Source organism: Stenotrophomonas sp. 116085_Sma (genome assembly GCF_056479585.1).
In genome coordinates, this window is record NZ_CM151057.1 from 552,692 (window position 1) to 569,480 (window position 16,789).

21 protein-coding genes and 1 pseudogene are annotated in these 16,789 nt (G+C 66.3%); 11 read left to right on the plus strand and 11 right to left on the minus strand.

Annotated features, from left to right (window positions below):
* Positions 1 to 72 precede the first annotated feature (72 nt).
* Both ACZK0Z_RS02475 and ACZK0Z_RS02480 read left to right on the plus strand, forming a co-directional pair.
* Positions 73 to 708, plus strand: coding sequence for a hypothetical protein (locus tag ACZK0Z_RS02475; RefSeq protein WP_197633180.1), 636 nt, complete (start codon positions 73 to 75; stop codon positions 706 to 708).
* Positions 709 to 717: 9 nt separating this feature from the next.
* The gene (locus ACZK0Z_RS02480) at positions 718 to 1,662 is read left to right on the plus strand and encodes an XVIPCD domain-containing protein (RefSeq protein WP_197633179.1); all 945 of its coding nucleotides are present in this window, start codon (positions 718 to 720) and stop codon (positions 1,660 to 1,662) included.
* A 27-nt stretch (positions 1,663 to 1,689) separates the two neighbouring features.
* Here ACZK0Z_RS02480 and ACZK0Z_RS02485 read toward each other — a convergent pair.
* Positions 1,690 to 1,764 (minus strand): annotated as a pseudogene (locus ACZK0Z_RS02485) (XVIPCD domain-containing protein); the annotation flags it as partial.
* Between the two features lie 108 nt (positions 1,765 to 1,872).
* Here ACZK0Z_RS02485 and ACZK0Z_RS02490 point away from each other — a divergent pair.
* Together ACZK0Z_RS02490 and ACZK0Z_RS02495 are read left to right on the plus strand one after the other, a co-directional pair.
* Positions 1,873 to 2,448 (plus strand): hypothetical protein, encoded by a 576-nt coding sequence (locus tag ACZK0Z_RS02490; protein ID WP_197633178.1) that lies wholly within the window; start codon positions 1,873 to 1,875, stop codon positions 2,446 to 2,448.
* 37 nt (positions 2,449 to 2,485) lie between these two features.
* The gene (locus tag ACZK0Z_RS02495) at positions 2,486 to 3,556 is read left to right on the plus strand and encodes an XVIPCD domain-containing protein (protein WP_197633177.1); all 1,071 of its coding nucleotides are present in this window, start codon (positions 2,486 to 2,488) and stop codon (positions 3,554 to 3,556) included.
* Between the two features lie 62 nt (positions 3,557 to 3,618).
* On the opposite strand, the gene ACZK0Z_RS02500 is transcribed toward ACZK0Z_RS02495, so the two are convergent.
* Positions 3,619 to 4,035 carry an XVIPCD domain-containing protein gene (locus ACZK0Z_RS02500; RefSeq protein ID WP_049428654.1) on the minus strand — a complete coding sequence of 139 codons (417 nt, stop codon included), beginning with the start codon at positions 4,033 to 4,035 and terminating at the stop codon, positions 3,619 to 3,621.
* 76 nt (positions 4,036 to 4,111) lie between these two features.
* A complete protein-coding gene (locus ACZK0Z_RS02505; protein WP_197633176.1) occupies positions 4,112 to 4,591 on the minus strand; it encodes a DUF4440 domain-containing protein in 480 nt (159 codons plus the stop codon).
* A gap of 221 nt (positions 4,592 to 4,812) precedes the next feature.
* Between ACZK0Z_RS02505 and ACZK0Z_RS02510 the strand changes: the two genes are divergently transcribed.
* Entirely contained in the window at positions 4,813 to 5,625 is an 813-nt protein-coding gene (locus tag ACZK0Z_RS02510; protein WP_197633175.1) for an alpha/beta fold hydrolase, read from the plus strand.
* Between the two features lie 9 nt (positions 5,626 to 5,634).
* Positions 5,635 to 5,808 carry a hypothetical protein gene (locus tag ACZK0Z_RS02515; protein ID WP_180848820.1) on the plus strand — a complete coding sequence of 58 codons (174 nt, stop codon included), beginning with the start codon at positions 5,635 to 5,637 and terminating at the stop codon, positions 5,806 to 5,808.
* Positions 5,809 to 5,893: 85 nt separating this feature from the next.
* Here the strand turns inward: ACZK0Z_RS02515 and ACZK0Z_RS02520 are convergent, their stop codons facing one another.
* Positions 5,894 to 6,574, minus strand: coding sequence for a hypothetical protein (locus ACZK0Z_RS02520; protein ID WP_197633174.1), 681 nt, complete (start codon positions 6,572 to 6,574; stop codon positions 5,894 to 5,896).
* Positions 6,575 to 6,707: 133 nt separating this feature from the next.
* On the opposite strand from ACZK0Z_RS02520, the gene ACZK0Z_RS02525 reads away from it, so the two are divergent.
* Together ACZK0Z_RS02525 and ACZK0Z_RS02530 are read left to right on the plus strand one after the other, a co-directional pair.
* Positions 6,708 to 7,367, plus strand: a complete 660-nt coding sequence (locus ACZK0Z_RS02525; RefSeq protein ID WP_197633173.1) for a hypothetical protein — start codon at positions 6,708 to 6,710, stop codon at positions 7,365 to 7,367.
* 70 nt (positions 7,368 to 7,437) lie between these two features.
* Positions 7,438 to 8,406, plus strand: a complete 969-nt coding sequence (locus tag ACZK0Z_RS02530; RefSeq protein ID WP_197633172.1) for a polysaccharide deacetylase family protein — start codon at positions 7,438 to 7,440, stop codon at positions 8,404 to 8,406.
* Positions 8,407 to 8,409: 3 nt separating this feature from the next.
* Here the strand turns inward: ACZK0Z_RS02530 and ACZK0Z_RS02535 are convergent, their stop codons facing one another.
* The 3 genes from ACZK0Z_RS02535 to ACZK0Z_RS02545 all read right to left on the minus strand — a co-directional run bounded on the left by ACZK0Z_RS02535 (position 8,410) and on the right by ACZK0Z_RS02545 (position 10,193).
* On the minus strand, positions 8,410 to 9,294 hold the full coding sequence (locus ACZK0Z_RS02535; RefSeq protein WP_414489348.1) for a class I SAM-dependent methyltransferase: 885 nt from the start codon (positions 9,292 to 9,294) through the stop codon (positions 8,410 to 8,412).
* Positions 9,295 to 9,383: 89 nt separating this feature from the next.
* On the minus strand, positions 9,384 to 9,707 hold the full coding sequence (locus ACZK0Z_RS02540; protein ID WP_197633170.1) for a hypothetical protein: 324 nt from the start codon (positions 9,705 to 9,707) through the stop codon (positions 9,384 to 9,386).
* 69 nt (positions 9,708 to 9,776) lie between these two features.
* Entirely contained in the window at positions 9,777 to 10,193 is a 417-nt protein-coding gene (locus ACZK0Z_RS02545; RefSeq protein WP_049428668.1) for a hypothetical protein, read from the minus strand.
* A gap of 90 nt (positions 10,194 to 10,283) precedes the next feature.
* Here ACZK0Z_RS02545 and ACZK0Z_RS02550 point away from each other — a divergent pair, with 90 nt between their 5' ends.
* On the plus strand, positions 10,284 to 10,568 hold the full coding sequence (locus ACZK0Z_RS02550) for a hypothetical protein (RefSeq protein WP_197633169.1): 285 nt from the start codon (positions 10,284 to 10,286) through the stop codon (positions 10,566 to 10,568).
* A gap of 123 nt (positions 10,569 to 10,691) precedes the next feature.
* On the opposite strand, the gene dmeF is transcribed toward ACZK0Z_RS02550, so the two are convergent.
* The gene (dmeF, locus tag ACZK0Z_RS02555) at positions 10,692 to 11,657 is read right to left on the minus strand and encodes a CDF family Co(II)/Ni(II) efflux transporter DmeF (RefSeq protein WP_197620052.1); all 966 of its coding nucleotides are present in this window, start codon (positions 11,655 to 11,657) and stop codon (positions 10,692 to 10,694) included.
* Between the two features lie 49 nt (positions 11,658 to 11,706).
* On the opposite strand from dmeF, the gene ACZK0Z_RS02560 reads away from it, so the two are divergent.
* Entirely contained in the window at positions 11,707 to 11,991 is a 285-nt protein-coding gene (locus tag ACZK0Z_RS02560) for a metal-sensing transcriptional repressor (protein ID WP_021204443.1), read from the plus strand.
* A 94-nt stretch (positions 11,992 to 12,085) separates the two neighbouring features.
* Here ACZK0Z_RS02560 and ACZK0Z_RS02565 read toward each other — a convergent pair whose 3' ends face one another.
* On the minus strand, positions 12,086 to 12,460 hold the full coding sequence (locus ACZK0Z_RS02565) for a MerC family mercury resistance protein (RefSeq protein ID WP_197633168.1): 375 nt from the start codon (positions 12,458 to 12,460) through the stop codon (positions 12,086 to 12,088).
* A 69-nt stretch (positions 12,461 to 12,529) separates the two neighbouring features.
* Between ACZK0Z_RS02565 and ACZK0Z_RS02570 the strand changes: the two genes are divergently transcribed.
* Positions 12,530 to 13,855: a GTP-binding protein gene (locus ACZK0Z_RS02570; RefSeq protein WP_197633167.1), complete on the plus strand. Its 1,326-nt coding sequence runs from the start codon at positions 12,530 to 12,532 to the stop codon at positions 13,853 to 13,855.
* Positions 13,856 to 13,985: 130 nt separating this feature from the next.
* On the opposite strand, the gene ACZK0Z_RS02575 is transcribed toward ACZK0Z_RS02570, so the two are convergent.
* Positions 13,986 to 15,593, minus strand: coding sequence for an ATP-binding cassette domain-containing protein (locus ACZK0Z_RS02575; RefSeq protein WP_197633166.1), 1,608 nt, complete (start codon positions 15,591 to 15,593; stop codon positions 13,986 to 13,988).
* Between the two features lie 263 nt (positions 15,594 to 15,856).
* Positions 15,857 to 16,756: a LysR substrate-binding domain-containing protein gene (locus ACZK0Z_RS02580; RefSeq protein ID WP_197633165.1), complete on the minus strand. Its 900-nt coding sequence runs from the start codon at positions 16,754 to 16,756 to the stop codon at positions 15,857 to 15,859.
* Between the last annotated feature and the right edge of the window lie 33 nt (positions 16,757 to 16,789).

Consider the following 16,789-nt stretch of genomic DNA (forward strand, 5'->3'; position numbering starts at 1 on the left):
CCAACGCCAATCACATCGTGGCAGGCGTGCGTGATGTAGATTGCCTGCAGATGCTCTGATCGAGGTACATGGATGACACTTCGTAATCACCTGCTGAAGGTCGCCGCCGTGGCATGCGTGACCCTGCTGGCGGCCTGCCAACCGACCGACGCACCTGCGCCACAGGCTCCCGGCGCCTCGCAGAAGGAGAACGTCGTGCCGATCGTCCGATCGTTCCCGCTGACAGCCATGCATGAACCGATGGTGGTCGATTTCGAACTGCCACCGCCCGGCCCGAATGCGGCCCCCACCTTGCTGATCGGCCTGCGTGTGAAAGGCACCGATGAAGAGCAGGCTGCGCAGGCTGCAGAACGCCTCGTGCGCGACGGGCTGTCGGCTGAGGTGCGGCTTGAGCGCATCGATGCGGCTGGCAACCCGCCGGTGCCGCTGACGCGCCGCCAGTTCAGGGGCTTCGAGCCCTCGGAGATGGTGGCAGTTGGCCCGGATGGGCGTGTGCCCGGCGTAGTACCCGACAGTGCTGATGACGCGTCGCTGGTGGCGGCCGGCCTGTCTGGGCCGGGCGGGCACTATCGCACCGTGACCTTCGCCTGGGCCGAGCAGGTGACGCCCGGGCGCTACCGCCTGCGCATCCAGCTGCTGTCACCGCCAGCCGGATTGGAGGCTGTTCCATCTGAACTGCAGTTGGCTTACACACATCGCGCCAAGTAGGAGTACGTCATGGATGATCGCTACATCGTTTCCATTTATGTTGCCGCCCCCGGTACACCGCTTCGCGCGGGCGGCACGTCCATGGCCGGGCACGTGTATTACACGGTCTCTGATGGGAAAACGAGCCACAGCCTGGGATTCGCGCCGGAAGAGCATGGCGCCCGCAGTGGTCCGGGCAAGGTGTATACGAACGATGCGGATCAGTATCAGAAGCCGTTCTACCGGCGCGACATGGAGATCTCCAGGGAGCAGTACGACAAACTGCTGACGTTCGGCAATGCACCCGCGAAGCACGGCTTCGAGATGAATTACAACGGTGCGAGCAACAGCTGCATCGACTTCACCTGGGGTGCGTTGAATCACGCGGGCCTGCATCGTCAGAACATCCTGGGCATGGAGCGGAAGGGCTTCGAGGGCCACCTCAAACCGTTGGACAACGTGGATGCGATACGCAGTATCCGCGCGCCCTTTCCGGACAGTGAGCTGAACAGGGAAGTGCGCAACCCGATGCCGGAGCGCACGTTGATGCAATACCTGATCAGCGAGCAGCAGCTTCCGCAGAAGGACCGGGAGTTGCTGGAGTCCATTCGCGGCAAGGTGGCAGCGCTGGACCAGCAGCATGGCCGCACCCCTGACGACGCAAGCGAACGCATGTCTGCGAGCCTGTTTGCGTTGGCCAAGGAAAACGGCATCGAGCGGGTCGACCATGTGGCGCTGAGCCAGCCCACTGCAGATGCTGGTGCGGGGCAGCGGATCTTCCTTGTCGAGGGCGACCCGAACAATCCCGCGGCCACGCGGGTGTCGATGGACACCGCACTGGCGGCACAGTCGCCTGTCGAGCAGTCACTCGCGCGGGTGGAACAATTGGAGCAGGGGCAGCACGCGCAGGTGCGTGCGGCGGCGCTGGAACCTCAGCAGACCGTGCAGGAACCGAGCGGCATGCGCATGGGCTGACGTACAGCTTAATCGCGGTGCGGGATTCGCGCGCAGGTGCGCCGGGTTGGCCGGATCGCCCTGCACCACCCGGATGTTCTGGCCCGCCGGGTGATTCTCGGTGTGAAGAAGGCAGGGTGCAGACCCTGCCTTTTTCTTTGCATGGTTGCAGTGCCCAGCGCCGACCCGCTAGGGTTGAAGCCCATGGCAGGGAGCCAAAGGATCTGAATCATGCTGGGTATCCACCGCTGGCTGCGCGCCGGCCTGGTCTTCACGCTGGCGGGCGCACTCGGCGCCTGCAGCAGCCGCGTACCGGATGCGCCGGAGCCACTGGATCTGGTCAAGCCAATTATCGTTGCCGAGCCTGGCCAGGCGGTGCGGTTCGAGTTCGAGACGAATGCCCGCAACTTCAAGCCGGGTCGCACGTATGCGCTGGAGCTGGAGTTGCAGCGCCAAGGGACACGAAGGCCGGACGAGCCTGACGTGGGCACATCAAGGGTCCCGTTCGAGGTGACCCTGCAGCAATGGGGCACTGATGCCTGGAAGGATGTTCCCACCTACGACAGCTATCAGGCCGGGGTGCTCAATGCAGGTGAACAGCTTCCGGAATGGCATGCATCCAGCCAATGGCGGTATACGTCGCCGCACATGGGCAGTGACGGCCAATACACGCTGAGCCTGGTTGCTCTGCCACTGGAAACTGATACCCGCTATCGCGTACAGGTTCGCACTGTGCAGGCCTCGCCGGAACTGCAGCATTACTCGGCTCAGTTGCGGGTACACGCAGCCCGGCCGCCAGGCAAGTAATCAACCTCGCCACTGGAAGGAACGAAGGAGTCACCTTATGGACAAGCCGCGCTATACCGTAGAGATCGTTATTGCTGCACCTGGCACACCGCTGATCGACCCCAGGACGCACAAGCAGGCCGTCGACGCTGAGGGTGTTCCGCAGACGTCTGCCCCAGGACATATGTTCTACGTCCTGCATGCACCCGGCGTGCCTGCGAAGAGCTATGGATTTGCTCCCAAGGAGCACGGAAGCATGAATGGTCCTGGCGCCATCATGGAGGATGACGCAACGGTCTATAGAGACCCGCGCTACACCCGTACCCTCGAGATCAGCGAAGAGCAGTACAGGAAGCTCCAGCAGTTCGGCTCGGACCCGGAGAAATTCGGCTTCAGCAAGCACTATCAGGATGTTCGCCACAACTGCGTGGACTTCACCTGGGAAGCGCTGAATCACGCGGGCATCCAGCGGAAAAGCAGCATCGACGTGAACGCGCTGGGAGGTCCCGCCGGCCAGCTTCTTCCGGATGTTCGCATTCCTCTTGACATCAAGGGGGCAGGCAAGGATGCATTCCGACCGCTGCGCAACATCCACGGTGTGGACAGCATTGACCCGCCGTTTCCGGACAGCGAGCTCAATCAGAGGAAAACCAATCCCCTGCCGGAGCGCAGTTTCAAGCAACACATGCTGAGTGACGCTGAGGGCATGGGCGAACGAAGCGGTGACCATCTGGCCCGCCACAGCAATGACCCGCTGTTCTCGCAGATCCACCAAGGCGTGGCCCGGCTCGATGCAGAGCGTGGCCGTGCCTTCGATGCCACCAGCGAGAACATCAGTGCCAGCCTGTACGCGCTGGCCAAGGCCAACGGTCTGACCCAGGTCGACCATGTGCTGTTGAGCGATCGCACAGCGCAGGCGGATGTGGCGCAGAGCATCTTCATCGTCCAGGGGGAGCGCAACGACCCGGCACAGTTGCGGGCCAGCATGCCAACTGCGCTGGCCGCGCAGACACCGGCAGAAACCTCGTTCGAGCGCGCTGAGCAGCTGTCACAGTCGGGGCAGGCGCGCTCGCAGGATGAGCTGCAGCAGCGCCAGGTGCAGGAGCAGTCCGGGCCGCGCATGGCCTAGGGCGGCAAGCGCACGGCGAGTCGACCTTCCAGCGCTGGGTCGCCAGTAACGCTGGAGGCGGCTCAGCCCAGGCGGTGTGCCGGGTTCTGCTGTTGTTCCTGCTCACGGGCCTGCTGTTCGGGCAGCTGCCCCATGGCGGGCTGCTGCGGGGCAATGCCCAGCGTCTGCATCGATTGCTCGACCGGCGTCTGTGCGGCCACTGCGGTCGGCATCATCGCCCGCAGGTGCGCCGGATTGGCCGGGTCGCCCTGTACCACGAAGATGTTGTGTCCCGCCGGCTGGTTGGCCGTGGCATGGCTGACCAGCACGTGGTCGACCTGCTGCAGGCCCTGCTCGCGGGCCAGCACGGTCAGGCTGGCAGTCAGGCGTTCGCTGGTCTGGTCGAACGGACGGCCATGCTGGGCGTCCAGTGCGGCCACGCCCTGGCGGATCTGCTGGTTGAGGCCGTACTCGGGGTGGTTGGGGGTGATCTCTGCCATGGGGCGATCTGCAGCGGTAGGTCGTGATGGACCCGGGCAGTATAGAACCGGCCCGTGAACCACCGCTTCGCGGCGGTCAGTCCGCCGGCCGATGGTCGTAGCTGATCACCCGCTCGGCCAGCCAGCGCCCGTCCACGCGGCGCCAGACCTGGATGAAGCGCGCCTGGCCGGTCCAGTGCTCGACACCCTTTGCATCGCGCTCGTGGAAGCGGTGGTCGCCGATTTCCAGGGCGCGATCGTCGTGCAGCGGAAACACCTGCAGCGAGGTCTCCACCAGTTCGCGGCGCAGGTGGGTGTGGTTGGCGCGCGTGCTCTCGCACAGGGCGGCCACGCTGCGGCGGAAGTCGTCGCGCTTGCTGGCGGACTTGCCCGCCTTGTCATGGAAGAACTCCATGTCTTCAGTGGTCATGGTCGCGGCCTTGTCGGCATCGCAGTCGTCGAACGCGGCGGCGAACAGCTGCGCGTCGGCCTGGTGGATCTGCTCGCGCAGGGTTTCGGTAGCGTTCGGCGTGGCGGCCAGGCCGGCAGCAAGCAGGGGCAGGGTGAGCAGCAGCATGGCAAGGCTCCAGGACGGGATTCACGCAGGCTCGCACGCCGCTCTGGGGGCCGCAGCTGCCCTGCGACGAAACGGGATTTCCAGGGAGTGAATGCCCGCCTCGGTGGATCGGCCGGGTGGCGTGGCCTGTGCAGAGGGTGTCATGGCCACAGGCGATTCCATCACGACCGCGATAGGGCCCGGACTCTAGCCTGACATCCTCCCCTTCCACAGGAGCTCCCATGCCTGCCTCCCGCATCCGCCTGCACGTTGAAGACACCGGTGGCGATGGCCGCCCGGTCATTCTGATTCACGGTTGGCCGCTGTCCGCCGATGCCTGGAAGACGCAGGTGTCGATCCTGCGCGACGCGCAGCACCGGGTGATCAGCTACGACCGTCGTGGCTTCGGCCGTTCTGACAAGCCTGCCGATGGCTATGACTACGACACGCTGGCGGCGGACCTGGCCGGGTTGATCGAGGAACGTGATCTGCGCGATGTCACCCTGGTCGGCTTCTCGATGGGCGGTGGCGAGGTGGCGCGTTACGTGGCCAACCATGGCCAGGAGCGCCTGCACAGCGTGGTGTTCGCTGCGGCGGTGCCGCCGTTCCTGCTGCGCGGCGACGACAACCCGGACGGCCCGCTGACCCAGGACAAGGCTGACGAAATGCGCAGCGGTCTGGAAAAGGATCGCGAGGCGTTCTTCGATGGCTTCACCCGCGATTTCTTCAGCGCCAATGGCCAGCTGATGGTGACCGAAGAGACGCGTCAGGCGGCCATCGCGCTGTGCCATCAATCCGATCAGGCGGCGGCGCTGGGTTGCATGCACGCGTTCGCGACCACCGACTTTCGCGACGATCTGAAGAAGATCACCGTGCCAACACTGATTCTGCACGGTGACAGCGATGCCATCGTGCCGTTTGAAGGTTCTGGCCAGCGCACGCACCGGGCCATTGCGGGCAGCGAGGTGGTGATCCTGGAAGGCGCGCCGCACGGCTGCAACACAAGCCATGCCGACCACTTCAATCTGGCGCTGCTGAACTTCCTGAAGCGGTAAGCTGCGGCCATGCGCCAGACCAAGACACCCCCGTGGAAGAAGCCCAACCCGAAGGGCCAGACGTCGCAGCCGCTGTCAGCTGCGCAGAAAGAGGCGGCGCGGCAGCGTGCGGAAGAGAATGGGCGACGTTATCCGAATCTGGTGGACAACATGTGGGCCGCGAAGCTACCGCGGGGATCCTGATCTGTAGAGCCGAGCCATGCTCGGCTTACGCGCCCAGCGCGTGCCTTTGGTCGGCGGGCAACAGCAGCCGAGCGTGGGCTCGGCTCTACAGGTTGGCCAGCGGCTTCCAGCCGGGTTCCAGCCAGGGCGCGATCTTGTTCTGGCGGACGGTGATGGCCTCAACCGGCAGCCCCGCCAAGCGCGCAAGCTCTGCACGCAGCACATTGGTATCCACCGGCAAGGCCGCAGCCACCTGCAGCCGATCACCCTGATGCCTCACCTGTACCGGTAGCGTGGCGCGTGCCTCATGCTCGCCGCCGGTGCGCCCGATCGGGTAGCGCATCGCTACCGGCCGCGACAGCTGCGCCAGTGAGGGCTGCCACGCCTGCAGCACGAGAGGCTGCCCGGCAGCGGGAACATGTACTTCTGCAATCGTGGCCGGGTAGCCAGTGAGGCTCTCGACCATCACCTGGAAGCGCGCGCCATCCGGCATGACCAGCACGGTGGCGATCAACGCAGAGAACGAAACGAACACCGCCGCGAGGTTCCAGCTGCGCGGCGCGGTGGCCGGGCGCGTTGCGGTGCGCAGGCCCGGTCTGCGCCGCAGCTTGCGTGCGTAGATGCGCCGGTCCTTCCGGCGCGGGCTGCTGCTGTGCTCGGGCAGGTTCAAGGGAACGCGTGGAAGGCGCGCCACGCGGGTCTTGATCAGACGCGACAGCAGCATCCACGCGATCACGAACGCCAGCAGCGGGAGCAGCGTCCGCACCCATAGATACAGCGTGACCATCCACAACACCTCTACATACGGCCATCCATGCTCATCCACATCCTACCGGGACCACGCGACGGTTGTCGTATCCGCCAGCCGACAAGCACAGGGCGCTTGGTTAGGATGGTCCTTTGTTGTCATGGATGAACCGATGGCCTCTGCTGCTACCCGCTTCTGCCGTATCTGCGGCCCGGGCCCGATCCTGCTGGTACTGCAGGTGGTGGCATTGCTGGCGGTGGCGCTTGCCGCCGGCTTCTTCCACACCCGCGTGGGGTTGCTGCTGGAGCCGGTGGATGAAGCCTGTGGTGGCCCGGACTCTGCCGCACGCATGCAGGTGGCCGAGCAGCTGATGGCACGTTCCACCGCGTTGGCGCCGTGGCAACCGTTGCAGTGGGTTCCGACGGCCGGAGTGGTTCTGGCTCTGCTGGGTGCGATGTCGATCAGCATCTATCGGCTGGGTCGCTTGTCGGAACGGTTGCGATGGGCCAACTGGGGGTTGATGGCACTGCATGCCGTGATCCTGGTGCTGGCCACTCGCGTCCTGCATCTGTATGACATGGCGTGGACCAGCGTAGCCACGCTTTCGCCGGCAGCGTGCCTGGTGGAGCTGGGTGAGCAGGGGCGGTTGCCGCTGGCCCAGGCGCAGCAGGTGGTGTTCGAGATTCTTACCCGCGCGCATGCACCATTGCTGCGCAATCCCGATGACCTTGCCTTGGTGCTGGTCGCGTTGATACTGGTGGCAATGGCTGCAGGATTCATGCTGTGGCGGGCGATCGTGCGCGAACGTCAGGTGCAGTCGCCCAGCCCCTGACGGATGTGTGACCAACCACGCGCCCGCAATCGCGCTACAGTCTGCGCTTCGCTCCTGCAAGGAAGTGCTGATGCGTTGGTTGCTGCGTGCTGTGCCGTTGCTGCTGTGTTCGTTGGCGGTACACGCCGCTGAAGTGGATCGCCGGATCGCGGTGACCATCGACGACCTGCCCTGGGCGCGGGTGGACCAGATCGTTCCGCCGGATCTTCAGGCGCGGCACGAAGCGCTGATGGCGCAGCTTCACCAGGCGGACGTGCCGGTGGTCGGCTTCGTCAACGAGAACAAGCTTGAGATCGACGGCCAGGTGCACCCGGCGCGGGTGCAGATGCTGCGCGACTGGCTGGACGCCGGTTATGCGCTGGGCAACCACACCTACTCGCACATGGACCTGAATGCCAAGGGCGTGCCTGCGTTCCAGCAGGACTTCCTGCGTGGCGAGACGGTGCTGCGGCCGTTGCTGGCCGAGCGCGGACAGGCACCGCAGTGGATGCGCCATCCTTATCTTCGGGCTGGCCGCACACCGGAAGAGCGTGCGGAGATGGACGTGTTCTTCAAGAACCACGGCTATCGCGTAGCACCGGTCACCGTCGACAACGGCGAGTGGGTGTGGGCGTTCGCCTATGCCAACGTGATGAACGAGCAGCCCGATTCCCCGGCACGCGAGGCGACGTTGGCGCAGCTGCGCAAAGGCTATGTGCCCTACATGCTGAACAAGCTGGACTACTACGAGAAGCAGTCGCAGGCGCTGCTGGGCTATGCGCTGCCGCAGGTGTGGCTGATGCACGCCAACGAACTCAATGCGGCCACGTTCGCCGAACTGGTGGCGGCGACGAAGCGCCGCGGCTATCGCTTCATCTCACTGGATGAGGCGATGCGTGACCCGGCCTATACACGTGGTGCCGAAGGCTACAGCGGCCGTTACGGCCCGAGCTGGTTGCACCGCTGGGCGATGGCGGAGAAGAAACCGAAGGAGTTCTACGCCGGTGAACCCGAGGTGCCGGCGTGGGTGATGAAGCTGGCCAAGGTGGATTCGGAGTGAGGCTCAGCGCTTGACGGCCAGCACGCCGTCAAGCGCCAGCTCGGCCTTGAAACCGGCCTTTTCCAGGCGCTTGGCCACTTCACGCGGCACATCGCGGCCGCTGGTCAGCTTGTTCGGCGCACCGGTGTAGTGGAACAGGCGGCCACCCTTGCGGATGACGCGGGCGAGGTGGTCGTAGAACACCTGCGAGTACAGCTCGCCGGCGATGCCGAAGCGGGGCGGGTCGTGCAGGATCGCGTCGACACTGTTGCTGGCCACCTGCTCGATCTGCTGCGAGACATCGCCGTGGCTGAACTGCAGGCGGCCCCCGGCGGCCGCCGAGTCCGGATCCGGCGACCATGGGTTGAGCGTGCGCAGCCACATCACGTCGGCGTTCTTCTCGAACGAACGGATCTGGCCGACACCGGCTTCCAGCGCACAGGCGGCAAAGTAGCCCAGGCCGCCGCAGGTATCGAGGATGACCTTGCCGGCCGGGGCGACCAGCTCGACCTTGCGGCGTGCATCCTCGAACGGTGACAGCCTGGAGGTCGGCAGCATCTTGATGCCGTCGATCTCGAAGGTCGGTGCGCCCCATTCGGTGGGCACCAGCTTGATCAGTGAACCGCTGTAGCGCGAAATCGGCGCGAACTCCTCGCCATCCCAGTAGTACAGCGTGCGGTCCTTCAGCTTGCCGGGCCACGGGTAGGCCTGGCCACGGAAGTGGAAACCGCCGCCATCCAGCGCCACGCTGTCCTCGCTGCGGCCGAGGTCGAGCGAGCCCTGCCAGTCGGCAGCGCCCTTGTCATGGGCACGGCGCAGGGTATCGGTGCTGTCGCGGGTCAGCAGGGGGCCGGTGTAGTGGGGCACGGCAGGTACCGGGGCGGTTCGGGGGAGGGCATGGTACCGCAGCTGCTGCCGGGGCCACGCGTGGCTGCTGTTGCGGTAGATCCACGCCACGCGTGGATACCGGCATGGCGGAGCCGAGCGTGGGCTCGGCTCTACAGCTGGCTCGTGCAGCTGAAGCCGTGCGTGGCTCCTTCTCCTGAGATCATGCCGACGCCACGTGAGGGCTGCATGCCCTGCAGCGCGCACGACCGACGGTGGACCTCCTGGGTTTCCGGTGGCTGCCGATCGAAGTCGTAGCGCAGGCTGCCGTCTTCCTGCAGCAGCCAGTGAACGGTAACCCGCTGGTGGCGACCATCACCGAGATCCCAGTCCAGGATGCGCATGATCAGGGTCTGGCCATCGGACAGCTGCCGGACTTCGTCATAGGCCCCTTGGGTCTTCGGCGCGCTTACCGCAAGCAGCAGAAACAGCAGCATTGGCATCGCTCCTCAATGGAGACAGGATGTACCTATAGTGCCCTGCGCCGCCATCAGAATCATTGCGTCTTACGGGCACTTAACTGCATACACCGGCCCAGCACCGATCAGCATCAGCGCCATGTAGTCACTATCACTGGCCTTGCCCTTCAACGTCGCGCCCTTGTTGAAGTGGAAGATGCCGAAGCCGCCGGCCATGCGGATCAGCGCCTCGTCGATCTGTTCGGCGTCATCGCGGAAATAGCGGCTGATCTCGCTGCGGGAGGCCTTGTGCAGGGCATTGGGTTCGCGCTGCCACTGGTCGCCGCGGCTGAAGGAGACGAAGTACTGGCCACCTTCCCGCTCGATGCGGAAATCGGCCGGCTTGCGCGCGCTGGTGGCGAAGCAGCCCTGCAGGGGATCGGCGGAGAACGGGAGCCCGGCGTCACCCCCACAGGCGGTGAGCAGGAGGAGGGCACCGGGCAGCAGCAGGCGGAGCGTGCGCATGGGATGTCCCTACAGGGCAGGTGCGGCTAGTGTAGGCAGCAGGCGGGCACGGCCCGTACAGAAATTCGGCAAGAACACAGGGGTTTTCGGATGGCGCAGGGCAAGGCACCGTGGTGCGGCGTGGCCAGTTGGCTGGGCATTGCAGTGGGCTGGGGCGCGGGCACGTTGGCTGCGCAGGCGGCGGCGGCCGCAGGCGGCAATGGCATGGCTGCGGGATTGGGCGTGGGTGTGCTGGGCGCGGCGCTGGTCGGCGGCGGCCTGGCAGTGGCTTCGCGCGTGCGCGGCGAGCGCTGGCCGTGGATCGGCATTGCTGGCGCAGTGATCAGCGCGCTGCCGCTGCTGATGTACCTGCTGCGGATGATGCTGAAGCTCTGACTGTAGAGCCGAGCCCGTGCTCGGCTGATGGCCTGCGACAGCCGAGCATGGCTCGGCGCTACAAAGGCAACGGCAAGCCGAGCATGGGCTCGGCTCTACAGATTCGACCGCGGTCGCGCAGGATCAGCTGCGGTGGATCTCCACTGTCACGTGCACCAGCTCTTCGTGGATGGCCAGCGCGTTGCGCACGGTATCGGCATCCAGGCTGGCATCGCTGGTGACCACGCTGGCGCTGACCGCGTACTTGCCGCGGCCCACCTGCCAGACGTGCAGGTCGGCCAAGCGTGCCGGCCAGGGGCCCTGTTCGATCACTTCGCGCACTTCGGCCACCACCGGTGCGTCCATCTGCGCGTCCAGCAGGATGCGGCCGCTGTCGCGCAGCAGGCCCACTGCCCACACCGTGACCAGTACCGCGCCGACCAGGCCCATCACCGGGTCCAGCCAGGTCAGGCCCAGCAGCTTGCCGCCGAGCAGGGCAACGATGGCCAGCACCGACGTGGCGGCGTCGGCCAGAACGTGCACGTAGGCCGAGCGCAGATTCAGGTCGTGACCATGCGCGTGATCGTGGTGCGCGTGGTCATGCCCGTGGTGATCGCCATGGGCGTGCCCATGGTGGTGATGCGCATGCCCCGGGCTGTCGTGCAGCCACCAGGCGCACAGCAGGTTCACCGCCAGGCCGACGACCGCAATGGCAATGGCTTCGTCGTAATGGATCGGTGCCGGCACCCACAGCCGCTCCAGTGACTGCACGGCCATCAGTGCGGCGACGCCGAGCAGGGCGATGGCGCTCGTGTAGCCGGCCAGGATCTCGATCTTCCAAGTGCCGAAGGCGAAGCGCGGATCGTGCGCATAGCGGCGTGCGCAGCGGTATGCGAACACCGACAGGCCCAGTGCCAGCGCGTGCGAGCTCATGTGCCAGCCGTCGGCGAGCACGGCCATGGAGTTGAACCACCAGCCGCCAACGATCTCCACCAGCATCATGCTGACGGTGAGCCACATGGCGCGGCGGGTATTGCGTTCGGCCAGCGGGTTGCCGTCGTCGAAGCGGTGTTCGTGGCGGCGGGCGGCGGCGAGGGCGTCCAGATGCATGGGCAGACCAGGGGTGGAAGGATACCCCCATAGGGTATACGATATCGCCATGGCCCATGTACACAAGCATCGAAAGCAGCTGCTGACCCGCGTTCGCCGTATCGGCGGCCAGGTGGCGGCGTTGGAACAGGCGCTGGATAGGCCCGAGGGCGAGGCGGGTGACTGCGCGGATGTGCTGGTGCAGGTCGCCGCGGTACGCGGTGCTGCCCACAGCCTGCTGATGGAGCTGCTGCACGAGCACCTTCAGGAGCATGTGGTGGGCGCGGAAGACCCGCAACAGCGGGCCGCCGAAGCCGAAGTGCTGGTGGAGCTGCTGCGCCGCTACGGCAAATAGGCCGTGGGGGGTAGAGTCGACTGTTAGTCGACTGCTCTTTGCCCAGGCGGCATGAGATCCCGCGCTTCGCGCGATAGTCGACTAACAGTCGACTCTACCCTGCGTGCCGGTGCCGCGCGTTCCAGAGATGCGTCGCCGCCAGCAGCAGGCTGCCGGTAACGGTCATCGGCGTTTCCCAGTCATGCGAGGGCAGCGCCAGCGCGCCGGCCAGCAACAGCCCCAGACCGGCACCGGCGGTGGCCCAGGCCAGCACGGGCAGCGGATGACGGCGCTCGGCCCGCCACAGCGCGTAGCCGGTCAGCGGCAGGGCGATGGCCACGAACAGCAGGTGCACCCATTCCGCTTCGGCCCACGCGCCGAACAGCGGCAACACGGCGGCGAGCAGGGGCAGCGCCAGGCAGTGCAGCAGGCACAGGCTGGACAGGGCGACCGCGCCGGCATCGAGCAGGGCGGCAGAAGGTGACTTCATCGGGGGAGGTTCCTTGCGCAACAATTGTTATACAGTAACATTTCCGTTCCGCAGCCAACCCGCTCCGACATGAACACTGTTTCCCGCGCCGACCGCCGCCTTCCGGTCACCGTGCTGTCCGGCTTCCTCGGGGCCGGCAAGACCACCCTGCTCAACCAGATCCTGCGCAACCGTGAGGGCCTGCGCGTGGCGGTCATCGTCAACGACATGAGCGAAGTCAACATCGATGCACAACTGGTGCGCGAAGGTGGCGCCGAGCTGCGCCGCACCGAAGAGACGCTGGTGGAATTCAGCAACGGCTGCATCTGCTGCACGCTGCGCGATGACCTGCTGCAGGAAGTGCGGCGCCTGGCCGATGCAGGTCGGTATGACTACCTGCTGATCGAATCGACCGGGATCGGAGAGCCGATGCCGGTGGCCGCGACGTTCGCGGTGCGCGACGAGCACGGCTTCAGCCTGAGTGACATTGCGCGCCTGGACACGATGGTGACGGTGGTGGATGGCAGCGCCTTCCTTGCCGACTTCGGTTCCTCACAACGCCTGGCCGAGCGTGGCCAGCAGGCCGGCCCGGAGGATGACCGCGGGGTGGTTGACCTGCTGTGCGAGCAGGTCGAGTTCGCCGACGTGATCGTGGTCAGCAAGGTGGACCAGGTGGACGACGAGGTACTGCAGGACACGCTGGCGGTGCTGCGTGGGCTGAACCGGGACGCGAAGCTGCTGCTGTCCAGCTTCGGCGATGTGCCACTGGCCGAACTGCTGGATACCGGTCGCTTTGACATGGAGCGTGCACAACGTGCGCCGGGCTGGGTGAAGGAACTGCGTGGCGAGCACACGCCGGAAACCGAGGAGTACGGGATCGGCAGCTTTGTCTACCGCTCGCGACGTCCGTTCCACCCCGCGCGATTCGCCCGCGCGCTGCAGTCGGGGATGCCCGGCGTGATCCGCAGCAAGGGCTGGTTCTGGTTGGCCAACCGCATGGACTGGGTGGGCGAACTGAATATCGTGGGCGCAGCGACGCGCACGCAGGCGGCGGGATTCTGGTACGCCGCGCGCGATCGCGTGCGTGCGGGCATGGAGGACACCACACCGCTGTTGCCGCCGACACCGCTGCCTTACAGCGATCTTGGCTGGGCACGCCAGCAGGCCGACTGCTGGAGCGCACCGTTGCCGGGCCTGGAGGAATTCCCGGATTCGGCCGCGCACGCGGCGATGCAGCGGCTGTGGCATCCCTTGTGGGGCGATCGTCGCCAGGAACTGGTGGTGATTGGCGTGCACATGGATGAGCGCGCGGTGCGTGCGGAGCTGGATGCCTGCCTGCTCAATGACCAGGAACTGCGTGCGGGCCCGCTGCTGTGGCAGCAGTTGCCACAGGCGTTCCCGGTGTGGAAGCGTTGAGCTAACGGTTCCTGTAGAGCCGAGCCGACGCTCGGCTGGAGGACCATTCCATCCACGCATGGCGTGGATCTACTGCAGCCGAGCGTGGGCTCGGCTCTACAGAATCGAATCCACGCATGGCGTGGTGGATCTACAGCGCGTCGCGCCACTGCCAGGCGTCGGCGGTGACCTGCAGCACGTGCGTCGGTCGCAATGCTTGCAGCAGATGCCGGTCATGGCTGACCATCATCAGTGCCCCCGGCCACGCAGCAAGCAGCTCTTCCAATGCCTGCAACGCGCTCAGATCCAGCGCATTACCGGGTTCGTCCAGCAGCAACAGCTGGGGTGCGGTATCGGCATACAGCACGCTGGCCAGCGCCCCCTTCACCCGCTCGCCATCACTGAGGCTGCTGGCTGCCCGCTGGATGCGCTGTGCGTCCAGCCCGAGCAGGGCCAGCCGCGTGCGCAGTTCTCCCACATCGGTACCTGGGTTCGCCGCCTGCACCGTCTCCAGGATGCTGTGCCCGCCGGACAATCCCAACAGCTGCTGGTCCAGCAGTGCCAATGGCGCATGCCGTTGCACGGTGCCACTGCGTGCAGGCAGCTGCCCTGCCAGCACACGCAGCAGGGTGGATTTTCCAGCACCGTTGTCACCGATCACAGCGATGCGCTGCCCGCGTCGGATCTCGAGCTGCAATGGAGCGCTGCACCCATGCGGAAGCGCCAGCGACTCCGCTTGCAGCAGGCGTGAACTGCCGCGTTCGCCTTCACCGGCAAACAGCGCCAGTTCCGGCGCCGCGTGAACCGCTGATGCCGCTGCGCGCAGCTGGTCGGCGCTGGCCTGCAGGCGCTCGGCCTGGACCTGCTGAGCACGGCCATGGCTGGCCTCGGCGCGCTGCTTCTGCCGGCCCAGCAGGATCGGCGCCTGGTTGGCCTGCTTCGCATCGCGGTTGCCGCGTGCCTGGCGTTGCTGCTGCCGTTCGTGCTGTTCACGCGCGCTGCGCTGCTGCTGGCGGTGCTGGGCGCGCGCGTGGTCGAGCTGGGCGGCGGCAGCTTCGCGTTCGGCGGCACGCGCGTCGGCGTAGTGCTGCCACGGCCCGCCATAGCGGTGCAGTCCGCGCGCGTCCAGTTCGACGATCTGCTGCATGTGCCCAAGCAGCTCGCGATCGTGGCTGATCGCCAGCAGGCCGCCACGCCATTGCTGCAGCTGTTCGTACAGCTGCTGTCGATGCCGAACGTCGAGATGGTTGCTGGGTTCGTCCAGGATGAGCCAGTCGGCGTCGCTGGCCCAGGCACCGGACAGCGCCACCTGCATCGCCTGGCCACCGCTGAGGCGTGCGGCGGGCTGGGCGGGATCGAGATCGTCCGGCAGCCGCAATGCCTGCCATTGCTGCTGCAGGCGTTCGCGCAGATCCCAGCGGTCGCCGACGCGGGCGAAGTCGGCTTCGTCCACGCTGCCCGCTTCGATGCGCGCCAGTGCAGCCAGTTCCTCGCCGACGCCGGCGAGCTCCCCCACGGTGCCGGACGGTGGATAGCCGGGCGTGGGCAACAGGAATACGCGGCCGCTGCCGCGTACCTGGCCTCTGTCGGGCAACAGCCGGCCGGCCAGCAGGCGTGCCAGCACGCTCTTGCCGGCACCATTGGCACCGACCAGGCCGGTGGCAACCGGATCGAAGGAAAACGACAGATCGGAAAACAGCGGGCGGCCGTCGGCCAGCCGATACGACACGCGATCGAGCGTGAGGGAATGCGGGGTCATGCGACCTCCATGGATGCCGGGTTCTCCCCTGCGCGCAGGGGCGGGAAGAGTCAGGCCGTCTGTTGGGAAGACGGCGGCATCAATGGCGCATTGGTCGCGAGCCTCTGGGAGGAATGAGCGGCCAGTATAGCGGCAGTGGCTGAATGGTCAGGTGCGCGGCCGCCGGGCATGGCCCGGCGCTACCGACGGTCGGGTGGTTCTGTAGAGCCGAGCCGATGCTCGGCTGCCTTTCGCCGCGAGACGCATCCACGCATGGCGTGGATCTACGGCACGGTTTCCAGGCGTTCGCTGACGAAATCGATGAACACCCGCAGCTTCGGCAGCACGTGGCGGCCGGAGGGCCACAACAGGTGGAAGATGCCGCAGGAATGCACATGCTCGTCCAGCACGGTGACCAGGCGACCGTCGGCCAGCGCATCGCGCACCGAGTGCACCGGCACGAAGGCCAGGCCGATATCGCGCAGCGCCAGTGCCACCCGCGCTTCGATGGTGTTGGCCACCATGTGCACCGGCAGTTCCTGTGGCGTCTGATCATCGGGCCATTGGATCGGCCACGGTTCCAGCTTGCCGGTGCTGGGGAAGCGGTAATGCAGCAGTGTGTGCTGCATCAGTTCCGCGGGCGTGCGCGGAATGCCGCGGCGCTGCAGGTAGGCGGGCGAGGCGACGATGCGGCGCGGGAACACGCCCAGCCGCCGTGCGTTCATGCGCGAGTCGCTGGGCTCACCGACGCGCAGCACGGCATCGAAACCTTCCTCGATGACATCGACCAGCCGATCGCTGAAATCCAGGTCGAGGCGGATGTCCGGATAGGCCGCCATGAATTCGGCCATCAACGGCAGGGTGAGGTCGCCGACCAGGGGCAGGCTGATGCGCAGCGTGCCCTTGGGTGAGGCGTGTGGCTGCGCCAGTTCGGTGCGGGCAGCGTCGCGCTCGTCGAGAATGCGCCGGCAGCGCGCCAGGAACAGCTGGCCCTCGGCGGTGAGGGTGATGCTGCGCGTGCTGCGATGGAACAGGCGCACGCCCAGGGCGTGCTCCAGCCGTGCCACGCACTTGCCCGCTGCCGAGGCGGATATGCCCTGCAGGCGCCCGGTCTCGACGAAGCTGCGGGTGTCGGCGGCGTGCACGAAGGTCTGCAGGTTGGCGAGGTTGTCCAGGACTGACATGGGCGTGCGGGCGGTGAAAACAGCAGGGTAGGT

Bases quoted from the DNA above. Each gene is read 5' to 3' on its own strand.
- ACZK0Z_RS02475 (WP_197633180.1), top strand. From the start codon at position 73: ATGACACTTCGTAATCACCTGCTGAAGGTCGCCGCCGTGGCATGCGTG.
- ACZK0Z_RS02480 (WP_197633179.1), top strand. From the start codon at position 718: ATGGATGATCGCTACATCGTTTCCATTTATGTTGCCGCCCCCGGTACA.
- ACZK0Z_RS02490 (WP_197633178.1), top strand. From the start codon at position 1,873: ATGCTGGGTATCCACCGCTGGCTGCGCGCCGGCCTGGTCTTCACGCTG.
- ACZK0Z_RS02495 (WP_197633177.1), top strand. From the start codon at position 2,486: ATGGACAAGCCGCGCTATACCGTAGAGATCGTTATTGCTGCACCTGGC.
- ACZK0Z_RS02500 (WP_049428654.1), bottom strand. From the start codon at position 4,035: ATGGCAGAGATCACCCCCAACCACCCCGAGTACGGCCTCAACCAGCAG.
- ACZK0Z_RS02505 (WP_197633176.1), bottom strand. From the start codon at position 4,591: ATGCTGCTGCTCACCCTGCCCCTGCTTGCTGCCGGCCTGGCCGCCACG.
- ACZK0Z_RS02510 (WP_197633175.1), top strand. From the start codon at position 4,813: ATGCCTGCCTCCCGCATCCGCCTGCACGTTGAAGACACCGGTGGCGAT.
- ACZK0Z_RS02515 (WP_180848820.1), top strand. From the start codon at position 5,635: ATGCGCCAGACCAAGACACCCCCGTGGAAGAAGCCCAACCCGAAGGGC.
- ACZK0Z_RS02520 (WP_197633174.1), bottom strand. From the start codon at position 6,574: ATGGTCACGCTGTATCTATGGGTGCGGACGCTGCTCCCGCTGCTGGCG.
- ACZK0Z_RS02525 (WP_197633173.1), top strand. From the start codon at position 6,708: ATGGCCTCTGCTGCTACCCGCTTCTGCCGTATCTGCGGCCCGGGCCCG.
- ACZK0Z_RS02530 (WP_197633172.1), top strand. From the start codon at position 7,438: ATGCGTTGGTTGCTGCGTGCTGTGCCGTTGCTGCTGTGTTCGTTGGCG.
- ACZK0Z_RS02540 (WP_197633170.1), bottom strand. From the start codon at position 9,707: ATGCTGCTGTTTCTGCTGCTTGCGGTAAGCGCGCCGAAGACCCAAGGG.
- ACZK0Z_RS02545 (WP_049428668.1), bottom strand. From the start codon at position 10,193: ATGCGCACGCTCCGCCTGCTGCTGCCCGGTGCCCTCCTCCTGCTCACC.
- ACZK0Z_RS02550 (WP_197633169.1), top strand. From the start codon at position 10,284: ATGGCGCAGGGCAAGGCACCGTGGTGCGGCGTGGCCAGTTGGCTGGGC.
- dmeF (WP_197620052.1), bottom strand. From the start codon at position 11,657: ATGCATCTGGACGCCCTCGCCGCCGCCCGCCGCCACGAACACCGCTTC.
- ACZK0Z_RS02560 (WP_021204443.1), top strand. From the start codon at position 11,707: ATGGCCCATGTACACAAGCATCGAAAGCAGCTGCTGACCCGCGTTCGC.
- ACZK0Z_RS02565 (WP_197633168.1), bottom strand. From the start codon at position 12,460: ATGAAGTCACCTTCTGCCGCCCTGCTCGATGCCGGCGCGGTCGCCCTG.
- ACZK0Z_RS02570 (WP_197633167.1), top strand. From the start codon at position 12,530: ATGAACACTGTTTCCCGCGCCGACCGCCGCCTTCCGGTCACCGTGCTG.
- ACZK0Z_RS02575 (WP_197633166.1), bottom strand. From the start codon at position 15,593: ATGACCCCGCATTCCCTCACGCTCGATCGCGTGTCGTATCGGCTGGCC.
- ACZK0Z_RS02580 (WP_197633165.1), bottom strand. From the start codon at position 16,756: ATGTCAGTCCTGGACAACCTCGCCAACCTGCAGACCTTCGTGCACGCC.